Raw genomic sequence first — 15568 nt, forward strand, 5'->3', positions numbered from 1 at the left:
TAACCTTGAAGGTATGTAGAAAATACATACGACAAGCGCATGGATATTCATTCACACAATTAGTGATGAATTGAATACCCGTACGGAAGAATTTACGATGTAAATTCATGTTTGGTGGCGATAGCGGAGGGGTTCCACACGTACCCATCCCGAACACGACCGTTAAGCCCTCCAGCGCCGATGGTACTTGGACCGCAGGGTCCTGGGAGAGTAGGACGTCGCCAAGCGAATCCTTATGATTACTATTCCCTGATAGCTCAGTTGGTAGAGCACTCGACTGTTAATCGAGTTGTCACAGGTTCGAGTCCTGTTCGGGGAGCCATTTGCTCTCATAGCTCAGCAGGTAGAGTGCATCCATGGTAAGGATGAGGTCACCGGTTCGAACCCGGTTGAGAGCTTGTGTTATGGCCCGTTGGTCAAGCGGTTAAGACACCTCCCTTTCACGGAGGTAACAGGGGTTCGATTCCCCTACGGGTCATAGGGTAGTATGGAGGCTTAGCTCAGCTGGGAGAGCATCTGCCTTACAAGCAGAGGGTCGGGGGTTCGAGCCCCTCAGCCTCCACCATATTTCATCCTCTTACCTGGTTGAAATGTTGGGGAATTGTGAATCATATGCATATTGGGGATTAGCCAAGCGGTAAGGCAACGGACTTTGACTCCGTCATGCATAGGTTCAAATCCTATATCCCCAGCCATTAAGAGCCATTAGCTCAGCTGGTAGAGCACCTGACTTTTAATCAGGGTGTCGAAGGTTCGAATCCTTCATGGCTCACCATTTTATTACATGCGCGTGTGGCGGAATTGGCAGACGCACTAGACTTAGGATCTAGCGTCTTTGACGTGGGGGTTCAAGTCCCTCCACGCGCATCTTGTTTTTGCGGACGTGGCTCAGCGGTAGAGCATCGCCTTGCCAAGGCGAGGGTCGCGGGTTCGATTCCCGTCGTCCGCTCCATATTTGCGCCCTTAGCTCAGCTGGATAGAGCGTTTGACTACGAATCAAAAGGCCGGGAGTTCGAATCTCTCAGGGCGCGCCATTTTCTAAAAAATTATATGTCGGGATGTAGCTCAGCTTGGTAGAGCACCTGGTTTGGGACCAGGGGGTCGCATGTTCAAATCGTGTCATCCCGATACTAATTTGCGGGTGTAGTTCAATGGTAGAACTTCAGCCTTCCAAGCTGATAGCGTGGGTTCGATTCCCATCACCCGCTTACTGATTACAGAGAAGCCGAGAGGCTTCTTTTTATTTTGTCCACATGACATGAACTTTCTCTGTGTATAGGTTATTGCGAAAATCTCCTGTCATGCACAGTTGGGGATGACTTGTGCATATTGTACATAGGCGCTTGTTTTTTAACACCCAGTTCCCGCATTCCCCCTTTTACGTATCCCTTTCTCCTGTAGTAAGGCTAATTTTGTGATCAAATCCTTCGATATAGGAATCCTATGACCATTAACGATCTGAATTCATGATGATAACTCCAAGGCTGCTGTATTGAGTTGTACACAATGGCTTCTTTTTTTGTAGATATATCTGAGTCTGGAAGGAAAAATAGCTCGAAAATATTGAAATTATGGCTGAATTGTGTATATCTTTGTGGATAGAAGCCTATTGGGTTTCACTTTGTCAACAAATAATAAACATATGCACATAATGATGCATAATTTTTTGTTTCGGAAATCATGCTGTTTATAACACCTGTGCATAAATTTTCATGATCTCTAGGCTATAAAGTAATTTCATTTATTAAATTTCATTTTTGTGCATAAAAAACCAATATATTCTCAAAAAAAGTATTTTAAAAACATGACTTTTTACTGTAAATTTTGCAGCTTTTCACTCGTTTTTATTGTATGATGTTAAGAAAGTGTCAATTTTCGTGTGTATACGTACCTTTGCAACAAAGCTGTATTTGGTGTGAACAGATCAGATGGGGGGAAAAGCATGACTGAGCTTACGTTAACCGCTAACAAAAACCAATCCAACAATCTGCTACGGCGGGACGTTCGTTTTCTGGGGAATATTCTTGGTGAGGTTTTGGTTCATCAGGGTGGCAACGAACTTTTGGATATCGTGGAAAAGATACGTGAGACAAGTAAATCGTTACGTGCCGGGTATCAGCCGGAGTTGTATGAGAATTTTAAACAAATCGTTAGTGGACTGGATACGGACATTCGTCACCAGGTTATTCGCGCGTTTGCGATTTATTTTCAGTTAGTGAATATTGCCGAGCAAAATCATCGTATCCGCCGCAAACGGGACTATGAGCATTCTGCTGGTGAAGATGTTCAACGTGGTTCCATTGAAAGTTCTGTTCAGGAGCTTAAGCAGGGTGGATTTTCTGCTGAGGACGTTAGCAATCTGCTGGAGGAGCTTTCTCTGGAGCTGGTTATGACTGCACATCCTACAGAAGCCACGAGACGGGTGATTTTGGACATTCACAAGCGCATTTCCGAGGACGTCATGCTGTTGGATAATCCTATGCTCACCTTGAGGGAGCGGGAACTGGTGCGGGAAAATCTGCTGAATGAAGTGATTACGCTATGGCAGACAGACGAGCTACGTGATCGAAAACCAACTGTGTTAGATGAAGTTAGAAACGGGATGTATTTTTTTCATGAGACTTTGTTTCATGTGCTGCCTGACGTATACCAAGAATTGGAACGATGTTTAGGCAAATATTATCCTGAGCAGAAATGGCATATTCCGACCTATTTGAGATTTGGCTCCTGGATCGGTGGGGACCGGGACGGCAACCCGTCTGTTACGGCTGATGTTACTTGGGAAACGTTACGTATGCAGCGTAAGCTGGCTGTGAGAGAATATCAGCACACGCTGAAGGAATTTATGGGTTATCTGAGCTTTAGCACGAGCATTATACGTGTCTCTGATGATTTGCTGGCTTCTATTGAGGAAGACCGGAACCATATTACGCTTAAAAAGATGGAAGTGTGGCATAACGAGAAAGAGCCTTACCGCATCAAGCTGGCCTATATGATAGCCAAGGTGAATAATATCCTGGATGAAAGTAAGCAGGGCACGAAGGAACGTTATAGTTCTGCTGAAGAGCTTATTGCGGATCTGAACGTTATTGATGACAGCTTGCGTCATCATTTTGCGGATTATGTGGCAGATACTTATATTCAGAAGATGATTCGTCAGGTAGAGCTGTTCGGCTTCCATACGGCTACGCTGGATGTACGTCAGCATAGTCAGGAGCATGAAAATGCAATGACTGAAATCCTTTCTAAAATGAATATTGTTGCGGATTATGGCAAGCTGCCTGAGGAAGAGAAGATAGACCTGCTGGAAAAGCTGCTGAACGAGCCTCGTCCGATTACGTCGCCGTATTTGAAATATAGTGACAGCACTCAGGAGTGTCTTGATGTGTATCGTACGATTTATCTGGCTCAGGAGGAATTTGGAAATAAATCCATTACAAGCTACTTGATCAGTATGACTCAGGGAGCAAGCGACTTACTGGAAGTTATGGTGCTGTCTAAAGAAGTGGGTTTGTTCCGTATCGAGAAAGATGGCACAGTCGTATGTACACTGCAATCCGTTCCTTTGTTTGAAACGATAGACGATCTGCATGCTGCCCCTAGTATTATGAAAAGGCTGCTGAACTTGCCTGTATATCGCAAATCTGTAGCAGCAATGGATCAGCTCCAAGAGATCATGCTGGGATATTCAGATAGTAACAAGGACGGCGGTGTGGTTACTGCGAACTGGGAGCTTCGGGTTGCGATGAACAGCATTACGGAAGTGGTTAATGAGTTCGGCGTAAAAGTGAAGTTCTTCCATGGACGCGGAGGAGCACTGGGACGCGGAGGAATGCCGCTTAACCGTAGCATTTTGGCCCAACCTCCACATACAATCGGAGGCGGCATCAAGATTACGGAGCAGGGTGAGGTACTCTCATCCAGATACTCGCTCAAGGGTATCGCTTATCGAAGCTTGGAGCAGGCAACGTCAGCTCTGATTACCGCAGTGGCGTATAACCGTTCCGGTAAGAAGGAAGTGTTCGAGGAGAGCTGGGAGGAGATCATTGCCCGTATTTCCGAGGTATCGCTGGAGAAGTATCAGGATTTGATTTTCCGCGATCCGGATTGCTTCAATTTCTTCAAGGAATCAACGCCATTGCCTGAGGTGGGCGAACTGAACATCGGCTCTCGCCCATCCAAACGTAAGAACAGTGATCGTTTTGAGGACTTGCGGGCCATTCCATGGGTTTTTGCATGGACACAAAGCCGTTACTTGCTACCTGCTTGGTACGCGGCTGGAACAGGGCTGCAAAGCTTCTATCAGAACAATGAGGATAACCTCAAGGTGCTGCAAACGATGTTCAAGGAATCAGCTTTCTTCCGCTCCCTTATTGATACACTGCAAATGGCAATTGCGAAGGCGGATTTGCTGATTGCAGAGGAATATGCAGGGATGTCCAATAATGAAGAGGCTCGCCAGCGTATTTTCGGACAAATTTCAGCGGAATTCAAGCTGACATCCGAGCTGATTTTGAAAATAACAGGACAATCGGAAATTCTGGACGATGTGCCGGTAATTCAAGAGTCCATCCGATTGCGTAATCCTTATGTCGATCCGTTAAGCTACTTGCAGGTTCAGTTGCTTAGTGAGCTACGCGAACTACGTGACCAGAACGGGGACGATGCGGAGCTGCTACGTGAGGTGCTGTTAACCATTAACGGAATTGCCGCAGGGCTGAGAAACACGGGCTGATACAGCTTGACGCATGAACACAGGCAATCGGGCGCTTATGGGGCCCGATTGTGCTGTTTGCATGCATATGACGGAGCAGGAGTCCAATTGGTGTCAACGCTACAGTTGATTTTCCGATTAAATTGAACTACGATGAATTATCATAACAATGTAATGAGTAACCCATCAGCAAGTCTGGGGGAGTATAGAGTGGATAATATGGAAAGCCGCTTGGTTAGGCTGGTGCAGAAAGGTGATCAGCGAGCTTTTGCGGAGCTAGTCGAGTTATATAAAGATCGGATTTTTCATCTTTCCTACCGGATGCTTGGGAATCGCCATGAGGCGGAGGATCTGGTGCAGGAAACTTTTTTGCGTGTATATCGTAATTTGGAGAAATATGACCATGGGCAGAAGTTCTCCACATGGATTTACCGGATTGCGACGAATCTGTGCATTGACCGTCTGCGAAGGAGAAAGCCTACATACTCACTGGATGCTGAGATGAATGAGCAGGAAGGTGTCGATGGGTATGCAATGCTCGCTAGCGAAGAGCTTACACCCGAAGGGCGTACGCTGTTGTCCGAGACACAATCCCTGATTCATGATGCCATTGACAGCCTTCCAGACAAATACAGGACGATTATGGTTTTACGTTACTTGCAGGAGCTTTCCTTGCAGGAAATTAGCGATGTGCTTAATCTTCCGGTCACTACCATTAAGACGAGGGTTCACCGGGGCCGGGATTTTCTACGCAAAAAATTGGAGCACAAGCTGTAAATCATGTGTTCGGGATCTTGGAAAGTGCGCGCACAGATGTTTTTTTGTGAAACATATTGCTCGTTGTAGCGTATGTAAAGTGAGCAAAGTTTCTAAGCCGGAGCATGTTATGTAGAGGAACACGGAAGAATATTAGAAAGGATTGGCTCATATGGATTGCAAACAAGCCGTCTCTTTTATGCATGACTATCTGGATGGCGACCTGTCTGAGCAGGACAAACAGGAGTTAGAGCATCACTTGTTCACCTGCCCGGAATGCCGCATGCGTTTTAAAGAGCTGGAGCGGACGGATGCGATGCTTTATGGTACACGGCATCAAGTGCCGTGTGTATCGGATGAGCTGACACTTCGCATTATGAATGCTTTGCCGCCGCATAGGAGAGCACCAATGGTGCCTATGCTGACTTGGGTGAAAAGGCACCCGGCTGTTACGGCCGCTGCTTTCTTTCTTGTTATTATATGCTCAAGTATGGCAAGCTTTTCAACCACAGACCATCAATTGGTAGTCAAGGGAAGCCATCTGGATCAGGTTGTTATTCAAGGAGATACTGTGATAGTACCTGAAGGTAAATCCATTGCTGGAGATTTGACCGTGCAAAATGGTAAGGCTCGGGTATATGGCGATGTGGAAGGGAATGTAACTGTGATCGACGGTTCCTACTATCAAGCGTCCACAGCACATATTGCAGGACAGGTCAAAAGTATTGATCAAACCTTGGATTGGATTTGGTATAAAGTTACTGATTTGTTCGGAGGTACGTCCTCTCCATAAAAGAAGCTTGAACTGGCAAGAATGATATCGAGCGCCTCTTCCGCTGGAAAAGGCGCTTTTTTTGTATATAAAGATGGCGATTTGTACTTTATTTTACTGTTTTTAGTGGTTCTTTTGTCGTGCGGCTTGCAACGCGGGCCTTATCGTTATAACCTAGATAGAGAGAGCATACTGTGTACATATTACACTTACTCACTACAGAAAATTGCGGGGGCATGCGCATGTTGGATTATTTCGCGGACCTGACTTGGAAAGAGTCTATTAAAGATATTATCGACATTCTGATCGTAACCTATATTATGTATCAACTTATTTTACTTGTTCGTGGAACGCGTGCAGTTCAATTGCTAAAAGGAATTCTGTTCCTGGTGCTCATTTGGGCGGTTAGTACGTGGTTTGATTTGTATACGCTCAAGTGGCTGATGAACCAGATGTTTACCTTCGGCGTGGTAGCTATTTTCATTATTTTCCAGCCTGAATTGCGTCGTGCCCTGGAGCAACTGGGGCGAGGCAAGCTGTTTGGGCGTTCGTCTGCGGATGATGAGGAGATAAACAAGTTAATCGGGGAAATGATTAAGGCGCTGAATTATTTATCACGTAGAAAAATAGGGGCTTTGGTCGTATTTGAACGCGAAACGGGGCTAAACGAATACACGGAGTCCGGTATCAAGACACAGGCAGTGGTCAGTTCCGAGTTGCTGATCAATATTTTCATTCCAAATACGCCCCTGCATGATGGTGCGGTCATTATTCAAAATAATCAGATTGCTTCTGCGGCCTGCTACTTACCACTGTCGGAAAATCCATTTATCAGCAAGGAACTGGGAACTCGTCACCGGGCAGCGATTGGGGTGAGTGAGGTAACGGATGCCGTAACTGTGGTGGTATCAGAGGAGACAGGGCAAATTTCTTTGGCTATCAATGGACAGGTCGTGCGCGATATTAAGGAAGAATCCTTAATATCCAAGCTGTATGAGGAGCTGCGGCCGACACCATCTTTGAAGGAAAAACGCGGCTCATTCTGGAATCGGAGGGGAGGCCGTGGAAATTCATGATGGACAAATGGATTAACAACAATACGATTTCTAAAATATTGGCACTCGCGGTTGCCGTCTTGCTGTGGGGATTGGTTCATCTGGACACAGGCACGCCTTCGTCCACGCTGACCGTTTCTTATGATAATAAAGTGATTGATAATGTAGGCATTCAAACCAGTGGTTTGGATGAGTCAAAATATGTATTATCTACAATGGATACTGACCATGTGAAGATGGAGGTTAGAGGACAGCGCTCTGTGCTGACTTCTTTTTTCGCAGATAATTACCAGGCTCAATTGGATTTGAGTGGGTTAGGAGCAGGTACTAAAACCTTGCCGCTCGTAGCGAACCTGCCGAATGGCTTGGAATTGGTGTCTATGACTCCTAATCGTGTTACGGTCACGATTGAGGAAAAGGCAACGAAATCATTTGATGTTTCTATTGTTTCCAAGGGTAAACCGGATACAGGATTGCAGCTTGGAGTGCCTGTGGTTGCTCCTCAAACGGTGAAGGTCACCTTGCCTAAAAGCCAGTTGAGTACAGTGGTTGCGGTGCAGGGGGCTGTGGATACGGAGGGAATCTCGGAGAAATTTGAGCAGAAGCGGGTGAAGCTGAAGGCTTACAACAAAAAGGGACAGGAACTTACAGGAGCGGTTATTGAGCCTTCCACAGTGTCTGTTGAAATCCCGTTAACCCAGCAAACGAAGTCCGTGCCTGTGAAGATTGTCTATTCCGGGGAGCTGCCGAACGGTTTGGCGCTTTCCAAAGTTAATGCAAATGTAAAAGAAGCGGTCGTTTACGCTTCGCAGGATGTTTTGAATAGCCTTAGCTCCTATGTTACGGCTACACTCGATCTGAGCCAATTAACGGAAGCAGGGACCCAAACAGTTCAAGCTAATTTGGCAGCGCCCGTCGGTTCTGATAAAATCGAGCCTGGCTCAATACAAATTCAGGTGACAGTTGCCCCTTCTAATCAGGTGACCGATGCGGAGCGGACATTGTCAGGCATTCCGATTGTTGTGCAAGGGGCAGGAGATGGGACGACTGCGACTATTACAACGCCTGCGGACAAGACGATGGATGTTACCGTGAAGGGGCCGCAGGATATGATCAGTAATTTAACCAACGATGATATTAGTTTGGTCGCAGACGTAAGTGGTCTGGAGGCTGGTCAGCATGAGGTTACTTTAAAGGTAGGCCTGCCCAAATACATTACGCAATCCGGAAACGCCAGCCGGTTAACGGCAACGGTAAACATTGAGAGCCCTTCAACGCCGGCTGTAACGAATCCGGGCAGCGGGAATGAATCAACCCCTTCCGGTAGTGGTAATAAGGGGCAGGAGAGGCCACAGGGGGGCCAGAGCGGCCAAGGCGGCTCCTCTGATGCAAACTCCGGGGACAGTGCAGCTGCGGAGGACAAAACAAATCCTCAAAACGGCGCAGATTCTTCTGCCAATGGAACCCCGGAGAGCAGTCAGCCATAACATGATTTATCTGTAGTAAATATTTAAGGTTCATTAGACAAAAAAGGGAGTCATTATACATGGGGAAATATTTTGGTACAGATGGTGTTCGAGGCATTGCTAATCAGGAACTTACAGCAGAACTGGCATATAGCATTGGCCGCTGCGGCGGATATGTTTTAGCAGGGAATGTAGAAAAACCAACTGTCGTTATTGGTATGGATACACGGGTGTCCGGACTGATGCTTGAATCGGCGCTTGTAGCCGGTTTGCTGTCTATCGGGGCTAATGTGGTTCGTCTGGGTATCGTTTCAACGCCGGGAGTCGCTTATCTTACACGTCAATTAAAAGCGGACGCTGGTGTCATGATCTCGGCTTCCCACAATCCGGTGGAAGACAACGGCATTAAGTTTTTTGGCGGCGACGGGTTTAAATTGACAGATGAAACGGAACTAAGAATTGAAGAGCTGATGGATGCGAAAGAAGATCAATTGCCTCGTCCAATCGGTGGCGGATTAGGTACGGTTGTTGTAGACGAGCATTCTCGCTACGATTATCTGGAGTTTTTAAAAACAACGATTAGCCATTCTTTTGAAGGGCTCAAAATCGTACTGGATTGTGCGAACGGAGCGGCCTATGAGCTGGCGCCGAAGCTTTTTACGGAATTGGGAGCCGAAGTTCACACCATCGGTGCGGAGCCAAACGGGCTGAATATCAACGATCATTGTGGCTCAACCCATCCTGAGAAGCTTAAAGAGGAAGTGCGTCGATTGAAAGCTGACATTGGTCTGGCCTTTGACGGCGATGCAGACCGTCTGATCGCGATTGATGAGAACGGGGAAGAGGTAGACGGCGACTATATCCTTTGTATCTGTGGGGATGCGCTGAACCGCGCTGGAAAGCTCAAAGACAGCACTATTGTATCGACTGTGATGAGTAATATTGGTTTTTACAAAGCAACGGAAAAGCTGGCGCTCAAGACTGCAAAAACTGCGGTTGGTGACCGTTATGTAATGGAAGAAATGCGTCGGGGCGGCTTTAATCTGGGCGGTGAACAGTCTGGTCACGTTATTTTCCTCGATTACAATACGACGGGCGACGGTATGTTGACTGGGATTCAACTGGTGGATACCCTGAAAGCTTCCGGTAAAAAGATGAGTGAGCTGAAATCACTCATGAAGCAGTATCCGCAAGTGCTGGTTAATGTGCGTGTACAGGACAAACGCAATTACGAGGGCAATCCTGCCATTGCAGAAGCGATTGAGCAGGTGGAACAGCAATTGGGCGATAATGGACGCGTATTGGTCCGTGCTTCCGGTACAGAATCGCTTATTCGTGTTATGGCTGAAGGTCCGGATAAGGATGAGCTGGAGCAATTTGTAGGACAGATCGTAGATGTTGTAAAAAAAGAATTGGTTTAAAATCTTGTAAACGTCGGTTGCCTGTTCAAAGTAAACAGGCGACCGCGTTTGCAAATATTATTTTTAATTGAATACTTACCAGAACTTGCAAATATGAATAAAGTGTCATTGCCAAATGATGCTGAGCTGAATATAATATAGGGATGCTGTGACTCAGAAAGAGAAAGTGAGGGTTGTAAGGTAATGTAATACAAGCGCCAGAGCTTGATTTTGCGCGGGGGAACTTGTTGGTGAGGCAGACCATTCAATTTGGATGATGTTGCTCACAGATGGGTTCACGGCAAAGCGAGCTGACGAGGTGAAGGTGTTCGAAACATTCGGCGGGGACCTTCCGGTGAGGCATCGACCCGTAAATCGGCAGCGGAAAATAAGCAGGCAACTGTTTACACAACGCACCGATAGATGCTTTTATTTTATAACCTAAATTATAAGATTCATTTCATGAATGTGCGGCCATCATCATTGGCGTGCGCGGTTTGGGAATTTCGTTACATTCGTGAAGAGATGCCTGTAATTTCTATAGTTATCATTGACAACTTCATAGATGAATGAACTTTATTCCGCAATCTACCGCACACGTTAGTCCTGTGATGAGTCGTCCTATGAAATGATGATCGGGAGGATAACGAATATGTGTGGCATTGTAGGATATATTGGTGATCAGAATACGCAAGAGGTATTGATTGACGGGTTGAAAAAGCTGGAGTACCGCGGTTATGACTCTGCGGGTATTGCTGTGCTTACAGATTCAGGACTGCAAGTAACCAAGGCTAAAGGTCGTCTGGCGAATCTGGAAGCGAAGTTGGATGGTGCGGCGCTTGTAGGCCATGCAGGTATCGGGCATACACGTTGGGCAACACACGGTAAGCCTTCAGACGAAAACTCCCATCCGCATTTGGATGAGAGCCAAAAGTTCTCCGTGGTTCATAACGGGATTGTCGAGAACTATCTGGAGCTGAAAGAACAGCTGATTAGCGAAGGTCATACCTTTATTTCCGAAACGGATACGGAAGTTATTTCCCATCTGGTTGCGCGTGAATATAAAGGAGATATCGTCAAAGCGGTACAAAAAGCAATTACCTTTATGCGCGGTGCCTTTGCACTGGGTGTGCTGACAGAGCACGAGCCTAATAAGCTGGTAGCTGTTCGTCAAGCAAGCCCGCTGGTTATCGGTGTGGGAGAAGGCGAGAACTTTATCGGTTCCGATATTCCCGCTATTCTGAAATATACACGCAATGTATTTATTTTGAACGATGGCGAAATGGCTGTTTTGACCAGTGATGCCGTCGAATTAATGACAATCGAAGGCCAATTTATTTCTCGGGAAATGATTCATGTCGAATGGGATGCTGTAACAGCGGAAAAAGGCGGCTATGAGCATTTCATGTTGAAAGAAATCCACGAACAGCCTAAGGCTTACCGTGACACAATGTTGGGCCGAATCGACAATGAAACTAAAAGAGTTGTTCTTCCTGAGTTGAAGCTTACAGAAGAACAAATTAAAAATATTCGCAATATTCAAATCGTTGCTTGTGGTACAGCCTACAATGCTGGTTTGATTGGTCGTACGGTTATTGAAAGCATGGCTCGTATTCCGGTGGAAAACGACGTGGCTTCCGAGTATCGTTATCGTTCGCCAATCGTAACACCAGAGACATTGGTAATCGTAGTGAGTCAATCCGGTGAAACTGCCGATACGTTGGCAGCACTGCGTGAAGCACAAGCGAACGGCGCTCATGTACTGGCGATTACAAACGTAGTTGGCAGCTCCATTGCCCGCGATGCAGATGATGTGTTGGTTACACTGGCAGGACCTGAAATTGCCGTAGCTTCCACCAAGGCATATTCTTCGCAGTTGGTTGCGTTTTACCTGTTTGGTCTGTATCTGGCTCAAGTACGTGGCACACAAACGGATGAGCAAGTAGCTCAAGTGTTGGCTGCTATGGAATCACTGCCAGAGCAAGTGGAAGAAATGCTGGGTAAAGCAGATGCGATCAAAGCCTATGCTGAGCAAATCGCGAGCCACAAGCACCTGTTCTTTATTGGTCGCGGTCAGGACTATGCTGTAGTACAGGAAGGCTCCCTGAAACTCAAGGAAATCTCCTACATTCATTCCGAGGCTTATGCGGCGGGTGAACTGAAGCATGGTACGCTGGCATTGATCGAAGACGGTATTCCGGTTATCGCTTTGGTAACACAGGAATCCGTGTTGGAGAAAACCGTGAGCAATATCAAGGAAGTGAAAGCACGTGGCGCAGACGTTCTTGCGATTACGTACGAAGAGCACGCTGTTGAGTTGTTGAAGTCTGTGGATCAGGTATTTGCAATTCCGAAGACACTTCCAATCCTGTCGGCTGCGATTTCGGTTGTATCTCTCCAGTTATTGGCTTACTATGCTTCCCTCGCTTTGGGTCATGATGTGGATAAACCACGTAACCTGGCGAAAAGTGTAACGGTTGAGTAAGGGCAGTATATTGATACAAAGGCTGTCTGGTGATAAAAATGTATGGAACCAGTCAGTATTATAGCTTTACAAACATCAAAAAAGATCCCGATGATATATCGGGATCTTTTTTGCTTAGGGGGGCCATTATATCTACAATAGGCCAGTGAGTTCAATTTATATAGGGTTTTTTTTCAGAATATCAAAAATGTTCTTTGCATTATCTGTATTGTCGATAAGTCCCGCAAACAATTCTTTCCCTGGCCCGTAAGCATAGACTGGCACATCTTCTCCAGTATGACCACCTGTTGTCCAGCCAGCAAATGAACGAGTGTTGAAGATGGCTTCAATGGCATTATCGATTTTAACTTCGTCCTTTGTAGCAGAAGCAGTTTTGACCGATTGAACTTCACTTTCTGTGAGATCTAAGGAGATATATTTCTTAAGTGTATCTTCAACACTTGCACCAGCAACAATTTCTTTGGCCATAAAATCTGGTGTGCGCGTTGCTGCTTTAATGGGTGCTGCATTAAAGTTATATTCTCCATTTGAACCGACCGAAAATCCGCCAGTAGAATGATCTGCAGTTGCAACGACTAATGTATTGCCGTCTTTCTTGGCAAAGTCGATTGCTGCTTTAAATGCTTTTTCAAAATCCGCCATTTCACTCATGGAAGCAACCACGTCGTTGTCATGACCTGCCCAGTCGATTTGGCTTCCCTCAATCATCAGGAAGAAACCATTATCATTTTTATTTAGCCGGCTGATTGCAGCATTAGTCATATCTTCTAAAGAAGGTGTTTCTTTGGCACGATCGATTGCTTTATCTAGTCCACCTTGGGCAAATAGACCGAGAATTTGATCGTTTTTATTGTTCAGCAATCCTTCCCGATCAGTGACATAACCGTAACCGGCTTTCTTGAACTCTTCAGTTAAGTTTCGGTCTTTACGTACAAAATTGCTTAGTCCACCACCAAGCAGGACGTCCACCTTGTGCTTTCCATTAATTTTTTCATCAAAGTAATCATCAGCAATAGCGTTCATGTTTTTACGGCTAACATCATGTGCGCCAAATGCTGCAGGAGTAGCATGAGTGATCTCAGATGTTGCAACTAAGCCGGTAGATTTCCCGTTTTCCTTCGCTTGCTCTAATACCGTTTTGACATCAGTTTTATCGTTATCTACGGCAATGGCAGCATTATATGTTTTAACACCGGCAGACATTGCTGTGGCAGCTGAAGCAGAGTCTGTTATATTTTGAGCCTCGTCTTCCGGATACGTCGTTTGAGCACCTACAAGATACGGATCAAACTCTGTTTTTTCCATGAGAGGGGTTGCCGGGTTATCTTTCATATACCGATAGGCAGAAATATAGGATGGCCCCATGCCATCACCAATTAAAAAAATTACATTTTTAATTTTTTTTGTGTCTGAAGCTGCTTGCGTAGAAGCTCCTCCTGACACAATGCCAGTAAATGTGATTGATGACACCATAACGATAGGTAATATTTTTTTGAAAAAATGGCCTAACATAAAGTACCCCCTATTATTTATTCTTAGATTACCGATGATAATCGGCTAACACATAGATAATAGTAGTATTCGTATATGAAGGGAGAGATAGTTTTATGTAATCAAAATGTAAAGAGGAAGAAAAAGAAAGGAGATCCCTATCGTTTTTTTTGAAAAGTACCACTGGTTGAGTAGGGGATGACGTGTCGAGACAAGCAATTGTCGTTTTATGGATTGTGACTTTAAGGATGCTGCGTTAAATGGCTCTATTCATACGGAATCAGCCTTCGAAAATTATATTTTTAATGGTGATTGAAAATATTTTTTTAGTAAGAACTCAAATAGAATTATATCTAATGATTTCTTCCAAAAAATAGATATGTCCATTTTTTTAATTAAATGGAGATTTTTGTATAACTTTTAGATTTTGATTATAGATAACCGGCCAAAGATTAGGAGTGGAATTTTCAGTCTTTGTCATCCCGCAAAAATGTGAAATATTAAAGAAGCAGCTCTATAAAGGCGCTACTTCTTTAATATTTATTACAAAATCATTCATAAATATTAGAAAAAAAGTATTGCATATAGGTTTACTAGGCATTATGATAACAACAGATTTATATTTTTTTGTTCTCGAAAAAGGTATAAGGTTTAGACCTTAAAGATTTACGGATCGGAGTGTTGATATGTTAATCCCATCTTCTCTGCACTTTGAAAAAGTATCAGCTAAAAAAGTGAGTGATTTTATTAGAGAGCAGTTGGAAGAGGCTATTATTCTAAAAGAGTTGCTTAGCGAGGAGCAGCTACCAACAGAGCGGGAACTCGCAGAGATATTCAATGCCAGCAGAATTACAGTCCGTGAGGCGCTATCCCAATTGGAGTCCAAGGGGCTCATTGAGAAGAGAGTAGGTGCCAAGGGAGGGACCTTTGTTCTTCCCGTGACAGCAAACTCTCATAAACGTAGCCGGGCAGAAATCGCAAAAGATTGGGAGCATATGCTGAAGGTCTTTGAATATCGGATGATTGTGGAGCCTGAGGGTGCTTTTTTAGCGGCTGCGCGGATCACCACAGATGAACTGGACTTGCTTCAGCATTATCTGGATCAGAGTATTGAAGCAGACTGTACCCGAGAATGGTTTCGGGCCTTGGATGTAAAGTTTCACTTAGCCATTGCCAAGGCATCGGGCAACCCATTTTGTGAAGCCGCTGTGAGGCAAATTCGGACCCAAATTAACCCATCGCTAGATCTCATGCCCTATGACGATCAGATTCGGACGGTGAACTACGACGTCCATACGGAAATTCTGAGCGCACTTCGGGCACGAGATGCTGAGAAGTCGCGGGAAGTGATGAGGCACCATATCGGACATTCCGCAGACGCCATTTATGCAAGACTGGTTGCAAAAGGCTAGTACAGCATCAGTCTTTA

The 15568-nt window shown here is 45.3% G+C and carries 9 protein-coding genes, 11 tRNA genes and 1 rRNA gene; 20 read left to right on the forward strand and 1 reads right to left on the reverse strand.

The features are described 5' to 3' along the window. Positions 1-110 precede the first annotated feature (110 nt). The 19 genes from rrf (at position 111) to glmS (ending at position 12648) form a co-directional block, all read left to right on the forward strand. Positions 111-227, forward strand: a 5S ribosomal RNA gene (gene rrf / locus ACIFO6_RS11925). 19 nt (positions 228-246) lie between these two features. Next, a tRNA-Asn gene (locus tag ACIFO6_RS11930) sits at positions 247-322 on the forward strand. A 3-nt stretch (positions 323-325) separates the two neighbouring features. Next, positions 326-398: transfer RNA gene (locus ACIFO6_RS11935), tRNA-Thr, on the forward strand. An 8-nt stretch (positions 399-406) separates the two neighbouring features. Then, positions 407-478, forward strand: a tRNA-Glu gene (locus ACIFO6_RS11940). A gap of 11 nt (positions 479-489) precedes the next feature. Beyond that, positions 490-565, forward strand: a tRNA-Val gene (locus tag ACIFO6_RS11945). A 55-nt stretch (positions 566-620) separates the two neighbouring features. Then, positions 621-695 (forward strand) — tRNA-Gln (locus ACIFO6_RS11950). Between the two features lie 4 nt (positions 696-699). Further along, a tRNA-Lys gene (locus ACIFO6_RS11955) sits at positions 700-775 on the forward strand. An 11-nt stretch (positions 776-786) separates the two neighbouring features. Then, positions 787-867, forward strand: a tRNA-Leu gene (locus ACIFO6_RS11960). 10 nt (positions 868-877) lie between these two features. After that, positions 878-952 (forward strand) — tRNA-Gly (locus tag ACIFO6_RS11965). Between the two features lie 5 nt (positions 953-957). Continuing rightward, positions 958-1034, forward strand: a tRNA-Arg gene (locus ACIFO6_RS11970). A gap of 20 nt (positions 1035-1054) precedes the next feature. Beyond that, positions 1055-1128 (forward strand) — tRNA-Pro (locus ACIFO6_RS11975). Between the two features lie 9 nt (positions 1129-1137). Beyond that, a tRNA-Gly gene (locus tag ACIFO6_RS11980) sits at positions 1138-1208 on the forward strand. A 734-nt stretch (positions 1209-1942) separates the two neighbouring features. Continuing rightward, positions 1943-4735: a phosphoenolpyruvate carboxylase gene (ppc, locus tag ACIFO6_RS11985; RefSeq protein ID WP_430040880.1), complete on the forward strand. Its 2793-nt coding sequence runs from the start codon at positions 1943-1945 to the stop codon at positions 4733-4735. Between the two features lie 189 nt (positions 4736-4924). Then, positions 4925-5491 carry an RNA polymerase sigma factor SigW gene (gene sigW, locus ACIFO6_RS11990; protein ID WP_014278287.1) on the forward strand — a complete coding sequence of 189 codons (567 nt, stop codon included), beginning with the start codon at positions 4925-4927 and terminating at the stop codon, positions 5489-5491. A gap of 151 nt (positions 5492-5642) precedes the next feature. Further along, the gene (locus ACIFO6_RS11995) at positions 5643-6263 is read left to right on the forward strand and encodes an anti-sigma factor (RefSeq protein ID WP_044644603.1); all 621 of its coding nucleotides are present in this window, start codon (positions 5643-5645) and stop codon (positions 6261-6263) included. Positions 6264-6484: 221 nt separating this feature from the next. Next, positions 6485-7318: a diadenylate cyclase CdaA gene (gene cdaA, locus ACIFO6_RS12000; protein WP_430040881.1), complete on the forward strand. Its 834-nt coding sequence runs from the start codon at positions 6485-6487 to the stop codon at positions 7316-7318. Continuing rightward, on the forward strand, positions 7315-8784 hold the full coding sequence (locus tag ACIFO6_RS12005; protein WP_430040882.1) for a CdaR family protein: 1470 nt from the start codon (positions 7315-7317) through the stop codon (positions 8782-8784). The genes cdaA and ACIFO6_RS12005 overlap by 4 nt, the downstream gene beginning before the upstream one ends. 59 nt (positions 8785-8843) lie before the next feature. Next, on the forward strand, positions 8844-10184 hold the full coding sequence (gene glmM, locus ACIFO6_RS12010; protein WP_430040883.1) for a phosphoglucosamine mutase: 1341 nt from the start codon (positions 8844-8846) through the stop codon (positions 10182-10184). Between the two features lie 631 nt (positions 10185-10815). Beyond that, entirely contained in the window at positions 10816-12648 is a 1833-nt protein-coding gene (glmS, locus tag ACIFO6_RS12015) for a glutamine--fructose-6-phosphate transaminase (isomerizing) (RefSeq protein WP_430040884.1), read from the forward strand. A gap of 156 nt (positions 12649-12804) precedes the next feature. On the opposite strand, the gene ACIFO6_RS12020 is transcribed toward glmS, so the two are convergent. Beyond that, positions 12805-14160 carry an alkaline phosphatase gene (locus tag ACIFO6_RS12020; protein WP_430040885.1) on the reverse strand — a complete coding sequence of 452 codons (1356 nt, stop codon included), beginning with the start codon at positions 14158-14160 and terminating at the stop codon, positions 12805-12807. A gap of 665 nt (positions 14161-14825) precedes the next feature. Here ACIFO6_RS12020 and ACIFO6_RS12025 point away from each other — a divergent pair. Further along, a complete protein-coding gene (locus ACIFO6_RS12025; protein WP_430040886.1) occupies positions 14826-15551 on the forward strand; it encodes a FadR/GntR family transcriptional regulator in 726 nt (241 codons plus the stop codon). Positions 15552-15568 lie beyond the last annotated feature (17 nt).

Origin of the sequence: Paenibacillus sp. NRS-1781, from assembly GCF_050467745.1 — a bacterium.
Lineage (GTDB): Bacteria > Bacillota > Bacilli > Paenibacillales > Paenibacillaceae > Paenibacillus > Paenibacillus terrae_A.

Excerpts from the sequence above, each read along its gene's own strand:
- glmS (WP_430040884.1), top strand. The coding sequence starts at position 10,816 with ATGTGTGGCATTGTAGGATATATTGGTGATCAGAATACGCAAGAGGTA.
- ACIFO6_RS12005 (WP_430040882.1), top strand. The coding sequence starts at position 7,315 with ATGATGGACAAATGGATTAACAACAATACGATTTCTAAAATATTGGCA.
- ppc (WP_430040880.1), top strand. The coding sequence starts at position 1,943 with ATGACTGAGCTTACGTTAACCGCTAACAAAAACCAATCCAACAATCTG.
- ACIFO6_RS12020 (WP_430040885.1), bottom strand. The coding sequence starts at position 14,160 with ATGTTAGGCCATTTTTTCAAAAAAATATTACCTATCGTTATGGTGTCA.
- cdaA (WP_430040881.1), top strand. The coding sequence starts at position 6,485 with ATGTTGGATTATTTCGCGGACCTGACTTGGAAAGAGTCTATTAAAGAT.
- glmM (WP_430040883.1), top strand. The coding sequence starts at position 8,844 with ATGGGGAAATATTTTGGTACAGATGGTGTTCGAGGCATTGCTAATCAG.
- ACIFO6_RS12025 (WP_430040886.1), top strand. The coding sequence starts at position 14,826 with ATGTTAATCCCATCTTCTCTGCACTTTGAAAAAGTATCAGCTAAAAAA.
- ACIFO6_RS11995 (WP_044644603.1), top strand. The coding sequence starts at position 5,643 with ATGGATTGCAAACAAGCCGTCTCTTTTATGCATGACTATCTGGATGGC.